Annotated in this window: 16 protein-coding genes; 7 read left to right on the top strand and 9 right to left on the bottom strand. The window is 55.9% G+C overall.

Annotated features, from left to right (window positions below; genetic code table 11):
• The first annotated feature begins 264 nt into the window (after positions 1-264).
• From E308F_RS07265 to E308F_RS07250, 4 genes are all read left to right on the top strand, one after another.
• On the top strand, positions 265-4,722 hold the full coding sequence (locus tag E308F_RS07265) for a choice-of-anchor Q domain-containing protein (protein ID WP_141265210.1): 4,458 nt from the start codon (positions 265-267) through the stop codon (positions 4,720-4,722).
• A 73-nt stretch (positions 4,723-4,795) separates the two neighbouring features.
• Entirely contained in the window at positions 4,796-5,785 is a 990-nt protein-coding gene (locus tag E308F_RS07260) for a multicopper oxidase domain-containing protein (protein ID WP_253256359.1), read from the top strand.
• A 50-nt stretch (positions 5,786-5,835) separates the two neighbouring features.
• On the top strand, positions 5,836-7,074 hold the full coding sequence (locus E308F_RS07255; RefSeq protein WP_141264293.1) for a multicopper oxidase domain-containing protein: 1,239 nt from the start codon (positions 5,836-5,838) through the stop codon (positions 7,072-7,074).
• Positions 7,075-7,078: 4 nt separating this feature from the next.
• A complete protein-coding gene (locus tag E308F_RS07250) occupies positions 7,079-8,317 on the top strand; it encodes a multicopper oxidase domain-containing protein (protein ID WP_141264292.1) in 1,239 nt (412 codons plus the stop codon).
• A 122-nt stretch (positions 8,318-8,439) separates the two neighbouring features.
• On the opposite strand, the gene E308F_RS07245 is transcribed toward E308F_RS07250, so the two are convergent.
• The 8 genes from E308F_RS07245 to E308F_RS07210 form a co-directional block, all read right to left on the bottom strand.
• Positions 8,440-9,201, bottom strand: coding sequence for a TatD family hydrolase (locus E308F_RS07245; protein ID WP_141264291.1), 762 nt, complete (start codon positions 9,199-9,201; stop codon positions 8,440-8,442).
• A gap of 108 nt (positions 9,202-9,309) precedes the next feature.
• A complete protein-coding gene (locus tag E308F_RS07240) occupies positions 9,310-9,702 on the bottom strand; it encodes a DsrE family protein (RefSeq protein WP_141264290.1) in 393 nt (130 codons plus the stop codon).
• 35 nt (positions 9,703-9,737) lie between these two features.
• On the bottom strand, positions 9,738-10,667 hold the full coding sequence (locus E308F_RS07235; RefSeq protein ID WP_141264289.1) for a nitrite reductase: 930 nt from the start codon (positions 10,665-10,667) through the stop codon (positions 9,738-9,740).
• A 144-nt stretch (positions 10,668-10,811) separates the two neighbouring features.
• Positions 10,812-12,371, bottom strand: coding sequence for an ASKHA domain-containing protein (locus E308F_RS07230; protein ID WP_141264288.1), 1,560 nt, complete (start codon positions 12,369-12,371; stop codon positions 10,812-10,814).
• A gap of 177 nt (positions 12,372-12,548) precedes the next feature.
• A complete protein-coding gene (locus E308F_RS07225; protein ID WP_216364484.1) occupies positions 12,549-13,976 on the bottom strand; it encodes a sensor histidine kinase in 1,428 nt (475 codons plus the stop codon).
• A 17-nt stretch (positions 13,977-13,993) separates the two neighbouring features.
• Positions 13,994-14,683: a response regulator transcription factor gene (locus E308F_RS07220; protein WP_141264286.1), complete on the bottom strand. Its 690-nt coding sequence runs from the start codon at positions 14,681-14,683 to the stop codon at positions 13,994-13,996.
• A 169-nt stretch (positions 14,684-14,852) separates the two neighbouring features.
• Positions 14,853-15,428 (bottom strand): hypothetical protein, encoded by a 576-nt coding sequence (locus tag E308F_RS07215; RefSeq protein WP_141264285.1) that lies wholly within the window; start codon positions 15,426-15,428, stop codon positions 14,853-14,855.
• A 397-nt stretch (positions 15,429-15,825) separates the two neighbouring features.
• Complete coding sequence (locus E308F_RS07210; RefSeq protein WP_141264284.1) at positions 15,826-16,392, bottom strand: spore coat protein; 567 nt, start codon at positions 16,390-16,392, stop codon at positions 15,826-15,828.
• 233 nt (positions 16,393-16,625) lie between these two features.
• Here E308F_RS07210 and murJ point away from each other — a divergent pair, with 233 nt between their 5' ends.
• From murJ to E308F_RS07195, 3 genes are read left to right on the top strand one after another with little or no spacing between them, the layout of a single operon-like run.
• A complete protein-coding gene (gene murJ / locus E308F_RS07205; RefSeq protein WP_141264283.1) occupies positions 16,626-18,209 on the top strand; it encodes a murein biosynthesis integral membrane protein MurJ in 1,584 nt (527 codons plus the stop codon).
• Between the two features lie 16 nt (positions 18,210-18,225).
• A complete protein-coding gene (locus E308F_RS07200; RefSeq protein WP_141264282.1) occupies positions 18,226-19,593 on the top strand; it encodes a Mur ligase family protein in 1,368 nt (455 codons plus the stop codon).
• Entirely contained in the window at positions 19,553-20,293 is a 741-nt protein-coding gene (locus E308F_RS07195; RefSeq protein ID WP_141264281.1) for a type 1 glutamine amidotransferase, read from the top strand. The genes E308F_RS07200 and E308F_RS07195 overlap by 41 nt, the downstream gene beginning before the upstream one ends.
• A gap of 18 nt (positions 20,294-20,311) precedes the next feature.
• Here E308F_RS07195 and E308F_RS07190 read toward each other — a convergent pair whose 3' ends face one another.
• Complete coding sequence (locus E308F_RS07190) at positions 20,312-22,510, bottom strand: phosphodiester glycosidase family protein (protein WP_141264280.1); 2,199 nt, start codon at positions 22,508-22,510, stop codon at positions 20,312-20,314.
• Positions 22,511-22,577 lie beyond the last annotated feature (67 nt).

Below are 22,577 nucleotides of genomic sequence, written 5' to 3'. Positions count from 1 at the left end.
CGTAAACAGGGAAGGGCATCGCCTCCCTGTTTTATTTCATATCTATAGGACACCTGTCCGCCGTCCGCCTCCGGGCTCTTTTACCAGCCGTACGATCAGCACCACTATCCCTACCACAATCATAACTCTATCTCAACCCTCAGTAACCAATTTATAACAATAAGAATAAGAATAAGATAATCCAAAGTTTTAACTGGGGGTTGGGACAATATGGATATTAGTACAAAGGAGCCAGTAATATCCAGGAAAAGTCCCACTAAACAAATGGGCATTTTTCAACTCACAGTAACTGTCTCGCAAGTCGGTACAGGTATACCCATAACGAATTTCCAATTTATCGTCAACCAGGACAACGTGGGAGATCCTTTCGACCCCGATCCGGCCAACTGGCCTTCGTTGAAGCCCGGCGCCAGCCACAGTGCGGTCGTGGCCACCGGGGACTCCAGGCAACCCACCGTCTCCCTGCCGGCCGGCAAATACCTCGTCTCCGTCCTGGCTCCCGGCTACAAGCTCGGGGGTAACTGGATCAACCTGACGCGTGACAGTACGCTGACCGTTGAGTTGCAGCCCCACCCCTTGCCGCTTGCCAAAATCCGCGTTCACGTCTTTGAAGATATCCACCCTGTCAACGGCGAGGATGACTTCCCCCTCGAACACGGCCTGCCGGGGTTCCGCATCGTGCTCGCAGATGCCGCCGGCGAGGTTACGGTCGACTATTTCGGCAACCCCCTCGGAACGGTTTACAAGCGTGACGCCAGCGGCAACCTGATTATCGGTCCGGACGGGAAACCGGTACCAGTGCCGAACACCGGCGGCATAATCTGGACGGATGAAAACGGCGACGCCGTCATTGAAAACCTCCCGCCGGGCAAGTACGGGGTGCAGGCGATCCCGCCCGACGGCAGCGACTGGATCCAGACCACAACCATCGAGGGTACCCACGTCATTGACGCCTGGATTGAAGAAGGTAACGACGGGTATAGCCCACGCGAGGGTTTCAGGGCACCCCTGGTCTGGTTCGGTTTTGTCAGGCCGAAGGAGTTCGCCCCCGGAGCGGGAACGGGCACGATCACCGGCCGCGTCCGTACGATCATCGAGTTCACACCGCCAGTCAGGCCCCTGATCCTCGGCGGACCCGTCGACCGGCCCTGGATCGCTCTTACCGATATCGGCCGCACCGACGAACAGGTCTATACCGGCCGGGGCAACCCTGACGGAACCTTTACCATCACCAACGTTCCTGCAGGTCTCTATCAGATGGCCATCTGGGATGAACCCCTCGACTACATCATCTCCTTCCGTACTGTCCAGATCGCCGCGGGTGAAACGATTGATATGGGCGATATCGGGATCCCGCGCTGGTTCGGCTGGATCAGCGGCATGGTCTTCAGGGACGAGAACGGCAACGGCGTACGCGATACGGATGCTGCCGGGAACTATATCGAGGAAGGTATCCCCTATATCCCCGTGGGCACGCGCTTCAAAGACGGCAGTGTGCAGTATGCCACCGTAACCGATCTCGACGGCCGCTACTCGCTCAACGAAGTTTTCGAACTCGAGCGGTTCGCCGTGGCGGAACTGGGCTTTGACCGGTTCGGGCGGACGGCTGCGACCGCTACCCCCGATTACGGGATCACCCCGCCGCGACCCACTACGACCCATCCCCGCGCCCTTACCCTGGCGGTCCTGACGTGGGCGGCGAAAACGAACCGCATCGATTGGGGGATGCGGGAATACCCGCTACCGGGACCGGACGGACTTTTGGGAACACCCGACGACGAACTCCATGGGGGCATCTCGGGAATCGTTTATTACGCGACGATGCGCAACGAACTCAACCCCCGCTACGCGGTGGCTGAGGACTACGAACCGGGCATCCCCAACGTAACCGTCAACCTCTACCGGCTGAATGACGACGGCAGCACCACGCTGATTAACTCCGTGCAGACCGACGCCTGGCAACATCCAACCGACTGTGTGCGGCCCGACGGGAGCGTTGACCCGGGCTGCATCGAAGTACCCAACGCCTCCAACCAGATCAAGGACGGCGTCTTTGACGGCGGTTACTCCTTCGCGACTTACTTCGAACCATACTTCGGGGCCCCCGGCGCCGTGGAAAAGCCGCTCCCACCAGGAACCTACCTTGTGCAGGTGGTCCCGCCGGCCGACCCGTATAACCTTTGGCCCGATGGTTCCCCGAAACCGCTGTACAAGGTGCTCGACCCCGGCGCGGTGAACACCGGCCAGGGCGACCGGTTTGTCGCCCTTTCGATGACCACTCGGGACCAACCCGCCAGCGCTACTGATGCGGCTCTGTTCCGCCTGCCCCCGCCCCCTTACTATGGCGACAAATACGATACTAAAATAGTAACCGTCAGTCCAGGGCAAAACGCGGTGGCGGACTTCTTTCTGTATACCGATGTTCCCGTGCCGGGGCGCATAGTCGGCTTCCTCCTCGACGACGTGAATATCGAAACCGACCCGAATTTTATCTACTACGGCGAAAAGCGCGGCATTCCTTATACACCGGTCGGCATCCGGGACTATACGGGGCGGTTGATCACCACCGTTCATTCGGACGCCAACGGCATCTTTGAGGTGCTCTTACCGTCCACTTATACCCGCAACGTACCTACTCCATCCGGCGTGGCACCGGGAATGTACCTGGTTGTCGGCAACGACCCCGGCGATCCCGGCCGGCCCAATATAAGATATAATCCCAACTACCAGACCTTGACCATGGTCTTCGATGTCTGGCCGGGGAAAACCACCTATGCCGACGTCGCCCTTTTCCCCATCACCGCCTTCGTGGGAAGACCTGGGGCGCAATTCTCGCGGCCGCCGCTCTGCCAGACAACCGGCGCCCCGGAAATCGGAAGCGTGAATCCTGTCTACGTGACTTTGACCGGCAACCGCCTGATCTTCATCAGGGGGCGTAACTTCGGTGCCCATCCAGGAACAGTGACGCTTAACGGCAGAGCCATTCCCGTTTTGGCCTGGCGTGATACCTTTATCCTCACGTACGTACCGCGAAGCTTCGCTGCCGGCCCGGCCCAGATGGTGATAACCTCGAGTGCCGGTATCCCCAGTACATTGGGAATCACCATCCACGTCCTGGTCCCCGGGATTTACGATCCCCCGATCGTAAACGCCACCACCCGTACGACCATCCAGGCGGCCATCGACCGCGCCGCGCCGGGGTCATTGATCATTATCAATCCCGGCGTTTACTACGAGAGCCCGATTCTCTACAAGAATGTGAAACTCCAGGGCATGGGGGCCTGGGTTACCAGGCTGGACGGGCGCTTCTTCGCCAGCTACCGGCAGCAATGGGAAACAAGGCTCGCCGCCATTACCTTTGACGGGCCCCAGGAGATACCGCGGGGTCAAGTCATCACGGTAGTAGCCGAGGATGGCGCCTTCGGTCCTGCGTTTACGACGCAAATTGACGGGCTGACGATCACCGGTGCCCGGGGCGAAGAAGGCGGGGGCATTGTGGCCAACGCTTACTGTCGCTACCTCGAGATCAGCAACAACGTCATCCTGAGCAACGGCGGCGGCTTCGGAGGCGCGATCATGATCGGTAGGCCCTACGCCGGTGACAACCAAAATGACGGCGTGCACATCCACCACAACCGCATCCTGAATAACGGCGGCATCAGCCTGGCCGGCGGCGTTGGGATCTTTACCGGCGCCGACGGGTATGAATTCGACCACAACGAGGTCTGCGGCAACTACTCCGCCGAATACGGCGGCGGCCTCTCGCATTTCGGGCTGAGCGACGGCGGGCGCATCCACCACAACAAGTTCCTTTTCAACGCTTCCTTTGACGAGGGTGCGGGCATCTTTGTAGGCGGCGAACAGCCAATCCCGCCAGCAACCCTTTCGCCCGGCTCCGGGGCGGTGGACATTTACAACAACCTCGTCCAGGGCAACCTGGCCAACGACGACGGCGGCGGGATCCGCCTGCTCCGGGCAGGTACGCACCGCATCAACATCTATAACAACATCATCACTAACAACGTCTCCACCGACCTCGGCGGGGGAATTGCCCTCGACGATGCGTCCAACGTGGTAATCGTCAACAACACCGTCGCCAAGAACATCACCACCGCCACCGCCGAAGACAGCGACGGCCGGCCGCACGGAGCGGGCCTTGTCAGCGAGGCGAACAGCGCCGCCTTCCAGGCCAGCCTGCCGCCGGGCGCCCCGACCTTCAGCAACCCGGTCCTCTTCAACAACATCTTCTGGGATAACCGGGCCGGCTGGTACGATCAGACCCTAAACAACGGCCGCGGCGGTATCGCCGGCATCGGCGCACCGGCCGACCCGAACCCGGTCAACGTGATTGATCTCGAGGTCTTCGGTACCCCGACCCCCGAGGTGCTGAGCCCGCGCTACTGCAGCCTGTCGCAACCGTACGGCGTGCCCGTTCCTACCAACATTGTTGGTGTAAACCCGTCGTTCGTGATGCCTTATGATACCACCGTCACGGCCGTAGCCTTCAATATGGAGCCGGACTTCAAGACCGTTAAAATTATAACAGTCGAACCGCAATTGCAAGGCGATTACCACCTGAAACCCAATTCACCAGTCATTGACCGGGGTACCACTACCCTCGTCGTGAACGGCGATATCTATAACGCGCCAACAACCGATTTCGACGACCAGCCGCGACCCCGGGGGGCCGGGGTGGATATCGGCGCCGACGAGGCCCGCTAAATGTTTTTACCAAGGAGGAGTTCACGTGACGTTCGTCCAGGTGCGTTACGGGGCAACCGACAGTTTCATCACCATGCCCGACGGCTCGGTCCACTATATCTTCGGTTTCGTTGACCTGACCGGGGTTCCCGAAAACGAGATCTTCGCGCGCCGGGGGAAGGCAACGTTACCCGCGCCGCTCCTGGATGTCAGAGTCGGCGACCGGGTTGAACTGACCCTTACCAACCTGGGGATGCCGCAACGGCCCGACCTCGACGACTCCCACACGATCCACTGGCACGGCTTCCCCAACCAGATATCTTTGTGGGACGGCGTTCCCGAGACGTCAATTGCGGTACCGGTAGGGCGCGATTTCATATATTATTACGAACCCAAGGATCCCGGCACCTATATGTACCACTGCCACTTTGAACCGGTAGAACACATTCAGATGGGCATGGTCGGGCCGTTGATCGCCCGTCCCGCCGACTACAACCCTGCGAATCCGCTATTTAAAACTGCATATGGCGCGGGTACGGGAACCGAATTCGACCGGGAGTACTTTCTATTGATATCAGAACTCGACCCGGTAGCCCACGAGCAGGTGCAGAGGGTCCAGGAGTTCGACTGGAGCGAATACCGCCCGGCCTACTGGTTAATCAACGGCCGCGCCTACCCCGACACGCTGCATACGGCGCCGGATGGCGACCTCAGCCAACAGCCCTATCATTCCCTGATTCAGGCCAACGCCGGGGAAAAGGTGCTCCTGCGCTTCATAAACCTCGGTTTTGAAGAGCATGCCATCACCATTCTCGGGCTGCCGCTGCGGATTGTTGCCCGGGATGCCCGACTGTTACGCGGGCTGCACGGGGAGGACCTTTCCCACTGGCGGGACGTTCTCTATTTCGGCGCCGGGCAGACGGTCGACGTCATTATCGAACCTCAACAACCGGCGCTTTACCCGCTCTTCAACAGGGGCTACCACAAAAACACCAATGCGGGAGCTACCCCCGGCGGGATGATGACGCACATTACTGTATACCCTGCCGGAACTCTGCCGCCCCAGCCGGGGCCCGGCTTTTAAGCGAGGGGCCGGCCGGGGCTCCCCCAACCAACTTCCAGGAGGGAGGATTCATGCCAACACAAGCTACAGCCAACGGATCGCCGACCTTCCACCTGCGCGCTGTTGACGGATATATCATCACCCCCGACGGAGCGAGTATCTACATCTGGGGCTACCGGGATGAGATGGGCAGGCCTGCCCAGTTACCCGGTCCGACCATTATTGTTAACCAGGGCGATACAGTCACCATTAAACTGACCAACGAACTGCGCGAGAACGTTTCCATAATGTTCCCCGGCCAGAACGGAGTGTTCAGGCTAACCAACAGTGGCGCGGTACCGGTCGGGCCCATATACGAAAACGGGCGCCTCGTTTCCCTTACTGATTACGTGCCCCCGCGGGGGACGGTCATTTACCAGTTCGTGGCCAGCCAGCCGGGCACCTATGTCTACCACAGCGGTACGGAGATTAACAAACAGGTGCCGATGGGGCTCTACGGGGCCATTATCGTTCGCCCGGCCGGCTTCGACCCCCTCGACCCGGCCACCTGGTCCGCATACGGCCCGGAAACCGACACCGAATTCGACCGCGAATACCTGCTGGTGGTCGCGGAGATAGACCCGGTGCTACACGAAGCCGTCCGCTTGGGCAAACCTTACCGGCCCAGCACTTACAGACCTCGCTACTGGACGATTAACGGGCGCTGTGCCCCCGATACGATGTTGCCCGATAGAGCGACCTATCTTCCCCAGCAGCCATACGGCTCAATGATTATGGCGGAACCGGGCGAGCGGGTCCTTATACGCTATATAGGCGCCGGCTGCGATGCCCACCCGCTACACCCCCACGGGAATCATACCCGGGTGGTCGCGCTGGACGGGCGGCTGCTAAGAAACGGCACCCAGGACCTATCGCACAAACACTTCACGGTGTTAGTGGGTCCCGGCCAGACCTACGACCAGATCTTCCAGTGGGACGGCCTGGGATATGACCCGGTGACCAACCTGATTCCCACCCCGATCCCCAACCTCCGGAACCAGGCGATTGGTGATGTCGGGTGGACCATGTGGAGTGGCAGCCCGTACTTAGGGCAAAAGGGTGACATACCCATAGGAGTAACTTCTCTAAACGTGACCGGCGAGTACTACTTTATGCTCCATTCCCACTCCGAACCGCAGATCACCAACTGGGGCGAATTCCCCGGGGGGATGATGACGATGATCGGCATCTTTCCAGTCGGTACTCTCGGGCCAGAGGTCGGCAGGCTGCAAAGAAACAGCCGTGCAAATAGTACTCGCGAAAGGAGATGAAGGTATGCTGGTAAGCATAGAACTCTGGGCACGTCCGGGCATCGTTTCGCTACCCGGTGGTTTCCCCGCCGTTATCTGGGGTCTAGCTACCAGTCCGACCGCCGCGCCTCAAGTGCCGGGACCTGTGCTTGAAGCCACGGTCGGCGATATGGTAGAAATAACGCTTCATAACATGTTAAATGAACCTGTCTCTCTTACTTTTCCGGGGCAGGAGATTGCCCCGGAACCGGTCCTCGACGCCGGCGGCCGGCTGGTTTCGCTCACTCGCTTCGCCGCGCCAGGAAGGAGTGTGGTCTATAGTTTTCCCGCCTACCGCCCGGGTACCTTTCGCTATGAAAGCGGCACCAGTCCCGAGCGCCAGGTCCAGATGGGCCTGTACGGCGCGCTCATCGTAAGGCCGGCCGGCTGGGACGACCCTGGCAGCCCGAACTATTATACCGCCTACGGGGCAGATACCGGGAGCGGTTACGACGTTGAGGCTGTTATTCTGCTCAGCGAATTCGACCGCGCGGCGCACGAAGTTATCGCCACCGGCGCTATATACAACCCGTTGAACTACGCCCCGCAGTACTGGCTGGTAAACGGGCGCCCCTTTCCGGACTGTGTGGCCCCACCCGATACATCCACGCAACCCCTCTCCTCCCGCGTCCCCGTCCTTGCCGGCCAGCGGGTACTACTCCGCTTAATTAATGCCGGCTTCCTCGCCCACACCCTGGCCTTCCAGGAAGGGCCGGCGCGCGTTGTGGCCGAGGACGGCCGGCCCCGCCGCAGTCCCTTGCTTGACGCTACTTACGATAAGAACGCGATCACCTTAGGTGCCGGGCAAAGCGCCGACCTGGTCTTCACGCCCCCGGAGGGGGAGCATTATCTATACGACCGGGATCTTTTGCACCTGGTCAATACCGACGATTACCCCGGCGGGATGATGGCCCTTGTTGATGTTCGCCCGGCCTTTCCCGTAACTCCTCCGCAGGCCCCGTCAAGTTTGACGGCCACGGCGGCTTTACCAGGGCAGGTTGAACTTACCTGGATAAACAACGCTGCGGATGAAGACGGGTTCGTTTTGGAGCGCCGGGCGGGAGGCGGGCCGTTTTTGCGGGTCACCACCCTGATGGTGGGAGCAACGGCCTATACCGATACCCATGTCGAGGCCAACACCACCTACACCTACCGGGTACTGGCCTTCAATCTAGCGGGAACATCAGCATATTCAAACGAGGCTGTCGTCACCACCTTGCCTTAGTCAAGATGAAACGGCCGCGGCAACCAGGAATAAACCAGGGTATTCGGAAATCAGAGCCGAAAACTATACAACCGTATTTTGTGCCTGATGTCCAAAATCAGAGGGTTATCCTCCCTGGTTGTTTAGATACCAAAAAGTTCCTCAGCGTTGTACCTCGCGATCCGAGCAATGATTTCCGGGGAAGCTCCGTTCAGTTCCAGGTACCGCACGGCCCTGGGGACGCTCAGGGGATCATTGGGTTTGAGATTGCTGTAATCGCTGTTCAGAACACCTCGTGGGAAGCGTTCCAGGTGATTTAGCAATAAATGGGGAGTGAGCCCCTCCTGGCGGATGGTGAGCCCGGGAACGGCCCCAAACTCTTCAATTATGTTAATGATGTCCAAATTAGCGTGATCGATGATCATTTTTCCGGGTTCTATCCCAACGGCGGCGGCAATTTCAATCGTTTTTTCGGTAATTTCCACCCTGCGCTGGGGCGGAGTATGAATGATCACCGGAACCCCGTATTCCTTGGCTATCTTCAATTGCTCCCGGAGGACGTCCTGTTCCCGCTTATTCCCCTCATGCAGGCCGATTTCGCCCAAACCGACAACATCGCTCATATTAAGAAAGGATGGAAGGGCGTCAATTACCCTGGGCCAGTCTTCCGGCGTTCCCATGGGGTGAATACCAACTGTAACGAAAAGCTTGATACCATTTTGGGCGGCATTGCTCGTGGAAAGGGTTAACATCTGGTGGAAATGATCAAAGAGTGTTTCCGCATGTTTGGCCCCGAAAAATATGGAGCAGCCGATAATCTTCTTCACCCCGGCCAGGGCCATGTTTTCTAGCCCTTCGTACGGAAGCAACGAAACATGGGTATGAGAGTCTACAATTCCTTCCATACGATTTTACTACCCCCTTATTGTGCTGGATCGGGCCCTTTTTTATTGCCGCATGTTCAAATTACATTAAAGGGGAAGTTTCTCACTTCCCCTACATAGGGCACATAATCAAGGCTTGATGTAGGCATACCCTTCAGCCTGTTTCGTGGCGATTTCTGTTATGCCGGCCGGTACAACTGTCAGAAAGTTGGGGAGGCTGTCCTCGTCGATAGACTGACCTTTAAGAGCGTTCCGACACGCTACAAAGTTTACTCCCATCTCCGATAACTTCTTCATCTGCTCTACCAGCGATCCATTAGCTGTCCCGCAGCTTGCCCCCTGACCCTCACCTCCGGCCAGGAGGCACCTGTTCCCGAAAATAGAAACCGCCTCACCGTTGGCCACTACTTCGATGTCAGCATTTCCTTGCCCAACATCATTTAAAAAATTAATGATGTTCACGAGAACCCTTTGCCATCTGCCAGATTCGTTAACATGGAAAAGGACTTTCAACTTATTCACCCCAACACCCCTTCTCTGTTAAACTCAAATTGGAGTTATTTTAAAATACCCTTCCGTTTAAGATACTCAGGTAACTGGTCAGTATCAACAACATCCATATCGCCATTTTTGTATACCCATAACCTGTCTTTCAAAATAACAACATTACAATCCGCTTCCTTGTCCATAGCACATGCATTGCCACAGCCACTGATAGTGATATTTCCTTGTAAATTGCCGGAGGACACTAGGCGCTCCGCCATAGTATGGACATCACCAACACCGTTTTTACAATACCGCGCGCCTATGCACGTCTTGATTCCTTCACTACTCCATGCCAGCGCTACCTTTAGGAATGGCAGAAGGCCCATCCGGTTAATAACTTCAGCCAGTCGCTCGTTCTGGGCAACCTGAAGATAGCCCTTAACTATCCGTTCGACAGTTTCGACTAGATGCTCTTCCTTGATAACCATGTCCAGCCGAGTACCCAATTGGGGTTGACGTCCTCCTTTGCCTCCAAGGTAAAGCCAGTACCCGTCCTGGACAGCAATGATACCCAGGTCGTTTAGTTGTGCCTCCACGCATGAATTGGGGCAGCCATTCAGGGCCATCTTAAATTTTTTCGGCGTCGCCATCCCTGCGAGGCGCTGATTGATTTCCGCTGCCAGAGGAGTAACATCGCGGATAACGTGCTTACAATACTGGCTGGAACATACTTTGACATTTCGCACCACCGGACCGATATCAGCCAAAGGTAGGCGCGCCTTTTCTAACTCTGCGGCCACCTGGTCAAGGTCCTCGGGTTTTATCCCGTAAATCATGATAGCCTCGGTAACCGTGAGCTTCGCCTTTCCGTATTGTTGGGTCAGCTTACGTATGGCCTCTAGCTGTTCGGGTTCCAGATATCCGTTGAGAGGATGAATTAAGACAGCGTAAGAACCATCCAGCTGTTGTATAAAACCCTTGTTGGCGTACTTTTTAATCATAATTGCTCTTCTCCTTACTTTACTTCATTAAGGGTGTAACCTACAAAAAGAATGTAACATAGAAAAGATTGTACGTCCAATCAGTTTATCTTATACACGATATAAAGTTTTGCTGTGGCGAAAACTGGTTCAGGACACGTCCTATTAGTGTTTTAGGCGAGCTTTAACAGTAGGGAAAAGGTCAAGGTCGGTGTGGGGGAAAAACAGGCCTGCGGTAAAATGGGCCATAAATTGCGGGCTATTGTTCATCTCCAGATACGTAACGCGCCGGGCTATTTCTTCTAACTCCTGTGCCTTATTAATGTCAGTAAGGACCAGGCTGGCGCCTGTACCAGAACTGTTTCCTAAGCGTACGATATTTTCCCGCGGCAGGTCGGGATATAGCCCAAGGGTAATAGCTGATTCAATATCTAGATGCTCGCCAAATGCACCAGCAGCATAAAAGTACTTAAGATCGGCAAAAGTACAGCCAACACTCTCTAGCAGCGTAGCCATGATGGCATTGGCTGCAGCTTTGGTGCGCAACAGCCGCTGGATGTCTACGGCAGTGAGCTCGATGGGCTGGCCAGTAGCGCTTTCCTCTGCCGGCACAACCACTAGAGAAGTAAGCGGTTCACGTAATTCTCCTCGCTGATTAATGATCCCTGCTAGCAGCGCTTGAGCTATTGCATCCACAATGCCTGAACCACAAATACCGCGCGCGGGTACATCTCCAATAGTGCGGTAAGTCACCTTACCTGTATCCGGATCTATACGAACCTGACAAACTGCACCAGGTTCAGCCCGCATGCCACAAGCTACTACCCCACCTTCCAAGGCCGGGCCGGCTGCTCCAGCAGCTACCACCAACCATTCTCGATTGCCTAAGACCATTTCTCCGTTGGTACCAATGTCCGCCAAAAGGCTGACCTCTTTTTGCCGGTGCATACCACTCGCTAAAATACCCGCCAGGATGTCTCCTCCCACATAACTACCTACGCTGGGTAAAAGGTAAACGAGAGCTCGCGGGTGGAGATCCAGACCTATCATTGCTGCCGGGAAAAACCCCGGAGCGTTAACTACAGGTACATAAGGATTCCGGCAGATATTTGCTGTTGGTAGACCCAGTAATAGATGCACCATAGTTGTATTACCACTGATTACCCCTGCGGTAATATCCTGCGGTACTATGTTAGCCTGCTTGGTCACCAAATCAATTATCCTGTTTATACTCATGCTTGCTAACTGCTGCAGTTCTGCTAGTCCCTGAGGAGTAGCTGCGTAATGAATACGAGTCAGGATATCTTCTCCAAGCCTCGTCTGTGCATTAGCCACACCATCAGCAGCGAGAAGTTTACCTGAACCTAGATCCCACAAATATCCTCCCACAGTGGTACTGCCCAAGTCCACCGCCAGGCCAAAGGGACCTAACCGGTCAGAACCCGGCCCTAGTTCCACTAACTCGGCGGCCAGTCGTTCTAACCCCCACCCCGGAGGCCAGTAGTAGCCTACAGTTACTGTTACCTTCCAATCATTCTGGCGTAACTTTGCCGGAATTTCCCTTAGTAACTCAAGAGGAATAATCACGGGACAGCCAATTTGGGTTTCCAGTGCTTGGCGTAAACGATCTGCATCAGCAATATTGTCGCCGTTTCCCGGAAACTTAAGCTCTAGTAAGTATTTTTCACTCAAGGGACTAGCTTTTAACTTGTAGCTCTGCTGCATTGTACTGGCCTCCAATAATTTAGACTTAAACGACCAAAATACCTTGGTTCGCATTATTTCGCCGAAATTCTTCGTAAAACCTTCTGGAAATCATCAGGCTAACACCCTAATTTTGGACGCCCCCCAAAATCCTGGAAATTATAACTAGAGGTGCGGAATATAGGATATATGGAAAAATTATGAAGAACTATTATGGCGGGTAACCGGAATGGTAAAGGTAAACCTGGTACCCTGGCCAGGCTGGCTTTCGACCCAGATTCTCCCCCCATGGGCTTCAACGAAACCTTTGGCAATGGCCAGGCCCAGCCCCGCTCCCCCCTGGGCCCTGCTCCGGGACTTATCGGGCCGGTAAAACCTTTCAAAGACATAGGGGAGATCGGCAGCTGCGATCCCCGGGCCGGTATCAGCCACTGAAACGCTAACTTCGCCGGACTTCTCCTTGATGGTTACCCCCACCTGGCCCTGCGGGGGCGTATAACGCAGGGCATTGCCCAGGAGGTTAATTAAGACCTGGGTAAGGCGGTCCCTGTCCCCTTTTACCTGTATTTCCTGTCCCTCAGTATTGAGGGTTAGAGCAATATTTTTACCTTCAGCTTCAACCTGGAAGAAATTCAACACCTTCTGCACTGCCTCGACCAGGTTGAAAGTTTCCTGGTGCAGGGGGAGTTTTTTCGCTTCGGCCAGGCTCAGTTCCTGCAAATCATGAACCAGCCGGGAGAGGCGCAGGATCTCATCATGCAAGGACATTATTACTTCCGGCTTTGCCTCCAGGGCTCCTGCCTGGAGGGATTCCAGTTGACCCCGCAGGACGGTCAGGGGTGTGCGCAGTTCATGGGCCACATCAGCAACCAGGTTGCGGCGCATGGCCTCATATTTTTCCAGCCGGGCAGCCATGTCGTTAAAGGCTGTCACCAGCTGGACAATCTCTTCATCGCCGGTTAGGACTAGGCGCTGTTCCCAGCCGCCGGCAGCCAGCCTATGTACTGCCTTTGTAAGTTTGCTCAAGGGCCCGGCTATCCGCCGGGCCAGGAAAAAGCCTGCCAGGCCGGCCAGGATTAATACCGCTATACCTGCCAGGATGATCGCCACAGTAACGGAGCGGGTAAAAAGGTCTTCCTGGGACAGGACACCCGGTGGGGTTGTAGTAGTCAACCACAAGGTACCCACCCTCTGGCCATCAACGATAATCGCTGTACCCTGCGCCAATTCCTGTTCGGACAGTCTTTCACCTAACCTGAGCCCATAAGTATCAGCAACAACAAGGCTACTGCTATCGGCCAGGATCACCCTTTCTAAACCGGTCCGACCCCAGCCCAACCCCTGGCCCCGCCCCATACCCTGCCCCCGGACCATGCCCTGGCCCCGGCCGCCATGCCATGGTGTATTAAAAAGCTCCTGGACCCCGGTCCAGTCCCCTCTGTCGCGGTAATAAGCAGTAAAAAAATCGGCCCACACCTGCTGGCGTTTCCCGGCTACCTCATCCAGGTACCCATGAAAGAAAGTCCTGGTGGCCCAGCCTACGGCAACCGCCAGGGTCGCTACCGCCAGGAGAACTACCATGATAAAGGCCAGGGATAACCTGGTCCTGAGTTTCAACCCGCTCACCCTTTTCTGCCCGGAATTTATCCTTCGCCAAATTTATATCCCACACCGTAAACGGTGAGAATGTAGCGAGGATTGGCCGGGTCGTCTTCGATTTTACGGCGCAGGTTGCTGATATGGGTGTCAATGGACCTTTCATATCCCTGGTATGCTTCGCCCAGGGCCGCATCCAGGAGCTGCAACCGGCTGTACACCCGGCCCGGATGCCGGAACAAAACAGATAAAAGATTGAATTCCGTCGGAGTAAGGTTCAGGGGCTGTCCCTTTTTGTATACCTGGAGGCCACTAAAATCTATGGTCAAATCGCCCCTGGTCTGCACCGTATTTTTGGGCTGTTCCTGGCCACCGGTACGGCGCAAGACGGCCCGGATACGCGCCGCCAGCTCGGCTAAACTGAAGGGCTTGGTGATGTAATCGTCGGCTCCCAGCTCCAGTCCTAAAAGTTTGTCTATTTCCTCAGCTTTAGCCGTGAGCATGATGATAGGGACCTGGCTTTCCTTCCTGATTTCCCGGCAGACATCGAGACCGCTCAAGCCCGGCAGCATTAAATCTAAAATAATCAGGTCGGGCTTTTCCTGGCGCGCTTTTTTTAGCCCCATGACTCCATCAGCAGCTATTAAAACTGCAAACTGTTCTTTGAGTAAATATTGCTGGATAACAGTGGCTATTTTTTCTTCATCTTCGATGATTAAGATCTTCTTTTTATCCATCCTTTTCCTCCCCGGGGAGGCTATGTTATTAACTGTTTCGCTACCAGCAGTGTTTTTCCTTTATTACTCCTGATTTAAGAATACCCAGGGGGTAATCCCCCTGGGTAGATACAACTACGGGAACCTTCCTGAAAACCTTTAACTGGACGGTTAAAACTACCCGTACAGGTTACTGTTGACTGCTAGCCGGGCCGCGGCCAAAGCCTGCACCCTGGCCGGCCCGCCCCCTTGGCCCGGCCTGCATCCCCTGGCGTGCTCCGGTATTGCCCGGGGCACCGGCCTTCCAGCCGCCCCGGCCCTGGCCATTGGGACCAACTGTCGTCCGTTCAAGGTTCTGCCCAATCCTCTCCTTCATGTTTTCCAGGCAGTAACTGGCCTGCTCCGGGGTTATCTGGCCGGCGGCCACCTTTTCATCCAGGAGCTTTTGCCGTTCAGCAGTTATCGTGTCTACCAGCTGGTCTTTACTAATCCCGTGTTCAGCGGCAATCCCGGCTATGGATTTACCCGCCTGGCGCTCGGCCCTTAAGTCTGCCAGGTCCAGGCCCAGGATTTTGCTGAGTATACCGAGCATCCCTCCCTGGGCTCGCCCCAACCCCAAGCCTAAACCTGGACCATAAGTAGTCTGGGTGGACTGCACCGGGGTACCGTCGGCTGCCAGGGAAGACCCGGGCTGGGTTGCCACCAGGAATCCTCCCAGCACCAGGGGGGCCGCCACAGCAGCCAGTATCTTTTTGCCCTTCGTCACCTTACATCATCCCTTTCTTTTTTCTCGAAACAACCAGGCCTGTTGTTTCTTGGTTTAGGAATAGCATACCCCAAGAGTCTCAGGATGTTATCAAGAAAATGTTAAGAAGTTCTTAAGATAATAAAGACTTTCCGCGACGATAAAGGCCTCAGAGGCCTGCAAAACATCTGGCTGGGGCGGAAGATGCCCCGCCTCTAATTATGATCTGACTGGATTAGATGAACTGGTTATAGTTTACACCGGGCGGGAAAAGCTTGCAAGGGTTTATAAGCTCCATGGAGAAGTTAACATTGACTTAGAAATCTACTGGAATAAAAAAGCCCTGCCTACTAATAGCAGGCGGGGCGTTTTTGCATGTCTAAGGGGACAGCGGTTGCGCCCAGAATAGCGCGGTTTATTACTGATACTGCCTTATCTGTCCTGTACTGGCTGGGCTGTAAGCATTAATCATGGTACTTGTCGTTACATCCTTCATGGTCGGTACCTGGTAATAGCCTTTTTGATTCATGTACTGCCATACTTCATAAGCCTGCTCGGCGCAGTTAATGGCCCCCTGCTGGATCATGCGCCGCAGCTCCAAGTCGGCACATTCCAAGGAAGCCATCATTCTAAAGGCTGCTGAAGCCTTATGGCATCCCAGCATGCCGCTGGCTACATCCCGGTCATCCATATCTTGAATGGAGGTATTCGGCTTTTGGGTTTCCGGGTTATTTAAGCCGTAAACCGGGGCAGCCGTTCGGGGTATGCGGTAAGGTATCGCCTGGGTGATACCGCGCTGGTTGATGGCTTGAACCATGTTATTATACTCCTGGGTCATAAATTGCAGCTGCTTGTCCAGGATAGAATGAAGCTGGGGATCTTTGACATGGGGGCGGTATAACTGGAATTGATTGATCCCATCGATAGTGTCGCTCAAAACTTCATGGATTTCCATTACTTCATGGGCGCCGTAATGGGCTGCCATAAAAATCTCCTCCTGAAAAAGATAGTTTGGCTCGAAAGTTATTATCTCCCCCTCCCGGTTAAATTATTTAACCAGTCTGGCCGAAAATCCCTTTTCCTCCAGGGAGTACGCTCTGTCAACGTGCCTCCCCTTTCCGTTATACATTCTGTCACCCTAAGGCTTCCTTTTTATAACCTAAAGGATTAAAATACAGGTAGTGTGTCAACAATGCCAAATAAAAAGGAAGCGCAAAAGTGGTAAAACAAGGGACAATGGGGCTGGCCCGCTCGGTAGCTATCATGAGCCTGGCTGCCGGCGTGTCACGGATTCTGGGTTTTTTACGCAATACAGCTATTTCCGCTCTGTTTGGCCAGAACCAGTTAACCGACATGCTCAATACCTCCTTTGTTATCCCGGACACCATCTATTTAATCCTGGTGGGAGGCGGGGTTAGCTCGGCCTTTATCCCGGTTCTGGCCAGTTACCTGGCGGAAGAGAATGAAGATGCCGTCTGGCAGACTGTAAGCATTGCCTTTAATCTGGTCCTGACCCTGGTAGGGGTTGCCGTAACCCTGGGAATGATCTGGACTCCCTGGCTGATACACTTGATAGCCCCGGGCTTTGATGCCGATCAAGTGGCGTATACCGCCTACCTGACCCGGATTGTCCTGGTAGCCATCCTCTTTCACTGCCTGAATGGGGTCTTAATGGGGACAGAGTACGCCTACCAATCCTTTATAGGCACGGCCATCGGCCCCCTGGTATACAACGCCGCCATTATAGTTTTCGGCCTCGCCCTGGCTGAGAAATACAGCATCGCCGCTTTTGCCATTTCCACCTTGATTGGCGCGGCCCTGAATTTCCTGGTGCAGGTCTGGGGAGTATGGCACCTTAAGCCCCGCTACCGGCTGGTCCTGGACCTTAAGCATCCAGGCATTCGCAGGATTTTTAAACTAATGCTACCGGTAACCATTGGCCTTTCCATTGCCCAGTTAAACCTTTTCTTTAACCAGACTTTCATTGCCTCCTACCTGCCCCGGGGTTCCATTAATGCCCTGACTATCTCCAGCCGGGTGGTGCTGGTGCCCATCCTCTTTGCTTCATCCATGGGGATTGCCCTTCTACCGGCCCTGACCCGTATTGCCATGGAGGGGGATTTTCGTTCCTTTACCCGTTACCTGTCGGGCTCTTTAAGGGCCGTGGTTTTCATCTCCATCCCGGCCACGGTGGGTCTAATTGCCCTGGGGCAACCGGTGGTGAGGGTCCTATTCCAGCATGGCCGCTTTACCAGTGCCGACACCCTGGCCACTACCGAAGCTCTGGTCTTTTACTCCCTGGGGATAACAGCCTATGGTGCCTATGAGATTTTGAGCCGGGCCTTCTATGCCACCCAGGATACGGTAACTCCCTTAAAGATCGGCCTGGTTACCCTGGCAGCGGGTACCGCCTTGAATTTTACCCTGGGACCGGCCTTCGGCATCCGCGGCCTGGCCCTGGCCTACTCCCTGGCCGGCTGCGTCAACGTCGCCCTGCTGCTCTATTACCTGCGGCGCAAGGTGCAAAATTCCCTGGAAGGTCGCCGGTTGCTGCAAACTGCTTTAAAAAGTCTCCTGGCAGCTCTGGTCATGGGCCTTCTCCTGACCCTGGCGGCCGCTCATATTCTGCTCCCGGTAACCTGGCCCCGTCTGGTACGGGAGGGACTGGAACTGGCCCTGCTGATTACCCTGGGAGTTTTGAGTTACGCCGGCCTGGCCTGGTTGTTACGCATGGAGGAACTGGCTATGTTCTTAAGCCTTCTCGGCAGGCGCCTGCGCCGCAGCCAGGCCGCTATGGGTTAAAGGAGGTTCCTAGAAATTGTTGCGTACCTTCCTGGCCATCTGGACTGGTCGCCTGGTAGCATTTATATCCCGCCTTTTGCAACGGGGTGGTACCTCCCTGCCGGGCTATCTGGCCCTGAAAATTGACCCGGATTTAATGGGCCGTTTAGCCTCCAGGTATGAGAAAGTTATTATCGTTACCGGGACCAACGGCAAGACGACGACCACCAACCTCCTGGCCTCAATTTTACGGGCCGCCGGGTTAAAGGTGGTTCATAACAGTGAAGGGGCCAACATGCCCGCCGGCGTAACCACGGCCCTCCTGGCCCGGCGGGGGGAAATTGCTGTCCTGGAAGTAGATGAAGGCACCCTGGGCCTGGTTACCCGACAGGTCAAGGCCGATATGATGATCATTACGAATTTATTGCGGGATCAATTAGACCGCTACCATGAGCTGGAACAACTGGCAGCGGCCATCAGCCGCGCCCTGGCAGCCATCCCGACGGCCACCCTGGTCCTTAACGCCGATGATTCCCTGGTCACTTCCCTGGGCGGGGGAAGGAAGAGGGTCCGCTACTTTGGCCTGGCGCGGACGCCCTGGAGTCAGGCGACAACCAGCGAAGTCCTGGAAGGCCATATCTGTCCCCGCTGCCGCCGGCCCCTGGAGTTTAATTACTATCATTACAGCCACCTGGGGGATTATTTCTGCCCGCAGTGTTCCTACAGCCGGCCACCAGCGGAATATGAGGTCAGGAATTTAGAGCTAAATTCCGGAGGAGCACGTTTTGACCTTGTTTGCCCAGCCGGCAAACTGCCCCTCCGGACCCCCATGCCGGGGATTTATAATGTCTATAATGTCCTGGCCGCTGCCAGTGCCGCCCTGCTATTAAAGATTGACCCGGCAACCGTTGCCCGGGTGGTGGCGACCTTCCTCCCGGGCCAGGGTCGGGCCGAAACCTTTATCCTGGGCAACAAACATTTGACCTTGATGTTAGTAAAAAACCCCACGGGCTTAAGTGTGGCCCTGAAGACCCTGACTGCCGGCCGCGGAAAAGCGACCTATCTCCTGGCCATCAATGACCTGGCTGCCGACGGCCGCGACGTCTCCTGGCTGTGGGATGCCGACGTCAGTCCCTTGTTACAGGCTCCTTACAACCGGATTATCTGTGCCGGCCTGCGGGCCGGTGATATGGCCCTTTGTCTCAAATACCAGGGGGTAAAAGAGGCGGACCTGAAGGTTATCCCCGACCAGGAAGAAAGCGTCAACTTTTTACTGGGAGAACCAGTCGACGAAGGCCTGATTCTCTGTACCTATACCAACCTGGCCCTGTACCGCCGCATCCTTAAAGCAAGGGGGGCTGTCAGTGAAGTTACGCCTCTGCCATCTCTATCCGGAACTCCTTAACCTCTACGGTGACCGGGGTAATGTCTTAATCCTTCGCCGCCGGGCTGAGTGGCGGGGTATTGAGGTAGAAGTAACCCAGATCTCCCTGAGGGATAAGCTGGACCCTAAGGCCTATGACCTTTTCTTCCTGGGCGGCGGTCCCGACCAGGAGCAGGGGGTGGCCAGTGCCGATTTAGTTGCTAAAGGTCCCTGGCTCAAGGAAGCGGTGGAAGCAGGCGCGGCCCTCCTGGCCATCTGCGGCGGCTACCAGCTCCTCGGCGAGTATTACCGCACCAGCACCGGGGAAACATTACCCGGCTTAGGCCTTTTTGCCGCCTATACCGAGGCCGGGAACAAGCGCTTGAAGGGCAATATTGCCATCCAGGTGGAGGAGTTGGGTACGGACCGGCCGGTGATAGGGTTTGAAAACCACGGCGGCCGCACCTTCCTCCAAGGTGCCCGGCCCCTGGGCCGGGTAATTTACGGCGACGGCAACAACGGCACCGACCAGACGGAAGGTGCCCGCTACCGGAACGCTATCGGCACCTACCTCCACGGCCCTTTATTGAGTAAAAACCCCCACCTGGCCGATTACCTCCTCCGGCTGGCCCTGCAGCGCCGTTATGGCGAAGTCGAACTGCCACCCTTGAATGATTCTTTGGAGCTGGCTGTTAACGAAGAAGTCTACCGGCGCTTTTTGCCCACCAAAGGTAAGTGGTAAAGCGCAACCTGGAGCAAATTATTTCTCGCTAAACACCAGGTTCAGGTTAGCCTGTAAATAACCTTCTTTCATTGCGACAAAGCTATAGCTCCCGGCCACCCCAGCCGTAAACCGGATTCTACCTTGGGCATCCGTCTGGCCCAGGTTCCGGCTGCCTTCCTGGACAGCAACATATTCCCCAAAACAATAGCCTTCCCGGCCGTCCGGCAGGCGCACCTGCAGCCAGCCGTTTTCCAGCCTGGCCAGGACAGCCAGCCGGTAACCCTCCGGTACCAGGGTGATGGCTTTATGCCCTGTTCCCGGGCCTGACCTTACATAAAGGGCTTGTGCCGTTACCCTGCCTAAAGCCGCTGTTGGCTGGACTTGCTGGACCACCGCCCCCGCTACCGGCTCACCGTTATGGCGGACGACCAGGGTTACCTCCTGCCCGGCTACGGGCCGGCCATCTAGAGCCAGCTCCAGGGCGGGATTGATTGCGGCTACAGCTTCCCGGTCACCCAGCCTGACCTTGATCCAGGCATTACTCACCGGCCCGGCCAATGCGAGCTGCCCTTTTTCCGGGTCAAACCGGCCCAGCCCTTCGCTGACCGTCCACTGGTACAAAGAGCTGTCGACATATATTTTATTGCCCTCGGTATCAAAGGCCGTTACTGTAAAGTGCTGGACAGCACCGGGCTGCAGGGTGGCAATAGCCGGGGTAACTTCCAGCCTGTATACCTTATCGACGACAGTAACCCTGGCGGTAGCTTTTACCCGCCCTGTCCGGGCGGTAATCTCACCCTGGCCGGGGTTAGCAGCCTGGAACAGGCCGGGGGAAATAAAGCGACCCACATTCCCCGCCACCTGCCAGGTCACACCGTCAGGTACCGGAGCAGGGTTATAATAATTATCCTGGGCCTTGAGGCTGAATTGCACTTTACTGCCTTTATACACCTTGATTACGTCAGGAACCAGGTATAAATGGCTGAGTTGACCCCGGGGGGCGGTGGAAAAAACAACCAGGCCATTGGTAACCGGCCTTTCCTGACCGTCGGAAGGTTGGTTTAAAATCGATAGCTCATGCTCGCCGACATTTCGGGCCGCCAGCACTGATGAACCGCCACCATCAAGGTTCAGGGCCGCGACTATCCCCCTGGATTGCATAAATGCGGCCAGTTCGTAAAGGGTCATACCGTCACTGTAGCCGGGCTGGCGGCCATCGGCGACCACTATCTCCAGGCGGCCGTCCTTCGTGAGGCCAACAGCCGTCCGGGGGTGGCGGGACCTCACCAGGGGGTCCGTGCTGTTCGCGGGCAGGACGACCTGCCCGTTTTGCAGGATAATCTCATGGCCGCCCACAGCCTGGACAACATCATGCCAGCGGGTATCGGTAAACCTGATGGTGAAACTAACCCTGTCGCCAGCATGAAGCTGTTTTAAAAACTCCTGGGCCTTCCCGTGGCCGGAGAGGACTACCCCGTCCGGCGGGATGGAGTTATTACCCTTGGCGTCAATCCTGACAGCCACGGTGCCGGTATATGTTCGTCCTGCTTTAACGGGCAGGTCAACGCCTTTCAGAATTATCTCCGTACCGTAGTCATTGGTGCCGGTGCGGGCCGCAAAGGCCGGGGTATAGAGGACCAGCATGTCGGCCCCCCTTTCCCGGTTGACATGGGCGATAGGATAAGTGTAAACCACCCGGGCCACACTTCCGCCTTTTCCCGCTATTTCCCTGGTCACCGTCAGGTAGGCGGCCATAACAGGAGTTCCGATAATGGCTTTTTTGTCCCCGGTCAACCCCAGGGCCGGAAACCCCTGGGGGCTGATTAACAGCTCACCGTTGCTTATCTGCAGGCCGATGGGCAAGTAAGGCACCCGGGTGCTGTAGAAATCACCATTTGTTGCCGCTACTGCAGCCTTACCTTCCTTGGCCAGCCTGGCGGCCATAGCCGTGGGTCTTTCCTGGTCAAGGGCCAGGTTGCCGTGGGATACGGACGTCTCCAGAATTGTAAACTTGTCCCGGGGATCGATAGTTAAAACCTTCACTGCCTCCTTATAGCCGGGAGCAGTAATTTGGTAGGCCGAATACTGCACGCCAGTGGCCAGAGGTATTTTTTCTACCTCAGGTACCACCTGCCAGGAAGCGGCTGCCAGAGACAGCAGGGGATTGGCCAGCAAGCCGACAGCCAGGAAAACAGTCAGAAAGACAGATAAAACCCGTTTCCGTATGTAGTTCATAACTTTTCCTCCAAAAATAGAGACTTCCCTATCTTTAGACGTCCTTAAGGACCTTAAGGTTCCTAAA

The organism is Moorella sp. E308F, from assembly GCF_006538365.1.
Taxonomy (GTDB): domain Bacteria; phylum Bacillota; class DSM-521; order Neomoorellales; family Neomoorellaceae; genus Neomoorella.
Note: the sequence above shows the minus strand (reverse complement) of the source record. Positions and strands in the feature narration are given on the sequence as shown.

What these genes read in the sequence shown, in the direction of transcription:
- E308F_RS07210 (WP_141264284.1), bottom strand. Translation starts at nt 16,392, where the DNA reads ATGGCAGCCCATTACGGCGCCCATGAAGTAATGGAAATCCATGAAGTT.
- E308F_RS07235 (WP_141264289.1), bottom strand. Translation starts at nt 10,667, where the DNA reads ATGATTAAAAAGTACGCCAACAAGGGTTTTATACAACAGCTGGATGGT.
- E308F_RS07220 (WP_141264286.1), bottom strand. Translation starts at nt 14,683, where the DNA reads ATGGATAAAAAGAAGATCTTAATCATCGAAGATGAAGAAAAAATAGCC.
- E308F_RS07255 (WP_141264293.1), top strand. Translation starts at nt 5,836, where the DNA reads ATGCCAACACAAGCTACAGCCAACGGATCGCCGACCTTCCACCTGCGC.
- E308F_RS07190 (WP_141264280.1), bottom strand. Translation starts at nt 22,510, where the DNA reads ATGAACTACATACGGAAACGGGTTTTATCTGTCTTTCTGACTGTTTTC.
- E308F_RS07230 (WP_141264288.1), bottom strand. Translation starts at nt 12,371, where the DNA reads ATGCAGCAGAGCTACAAGTTAAAAGCTAGTCCCTTGAGTGAAAAATAC.
- E308F_RS07250 (WP_141264292.1), top strand. Translation starts at nt 7,079, where the DNA reads ATGCTGGTAAGCATAGAACTCTGGGCACGTCCGGGCATCGTTTCGCTA.
- E308F_RS07265 (WP_141265210.1), top strand. Translation starts at nt 265, where the DNA reads ATGGGCATTTTTCAACTCACAGTAACTGTCTCGCAAGTCGGTACAGGT.
- E308F_RS07260 (WP_253256359.1), top strand. Translation starts at nt 4,796, where the DNA reads ATGCCCGACGGCTCGGTCCACTATATCTTCGGTTTCGTTGACCTGACC.
- E308F_RS07245 (WP_141264291.1), bottom strand. Translation starts at nt 9,201, where the DNA reads ATGGAAGGAATTGTAGACTCTCATACCCATGTTTCGTTGCTTCCGTAC.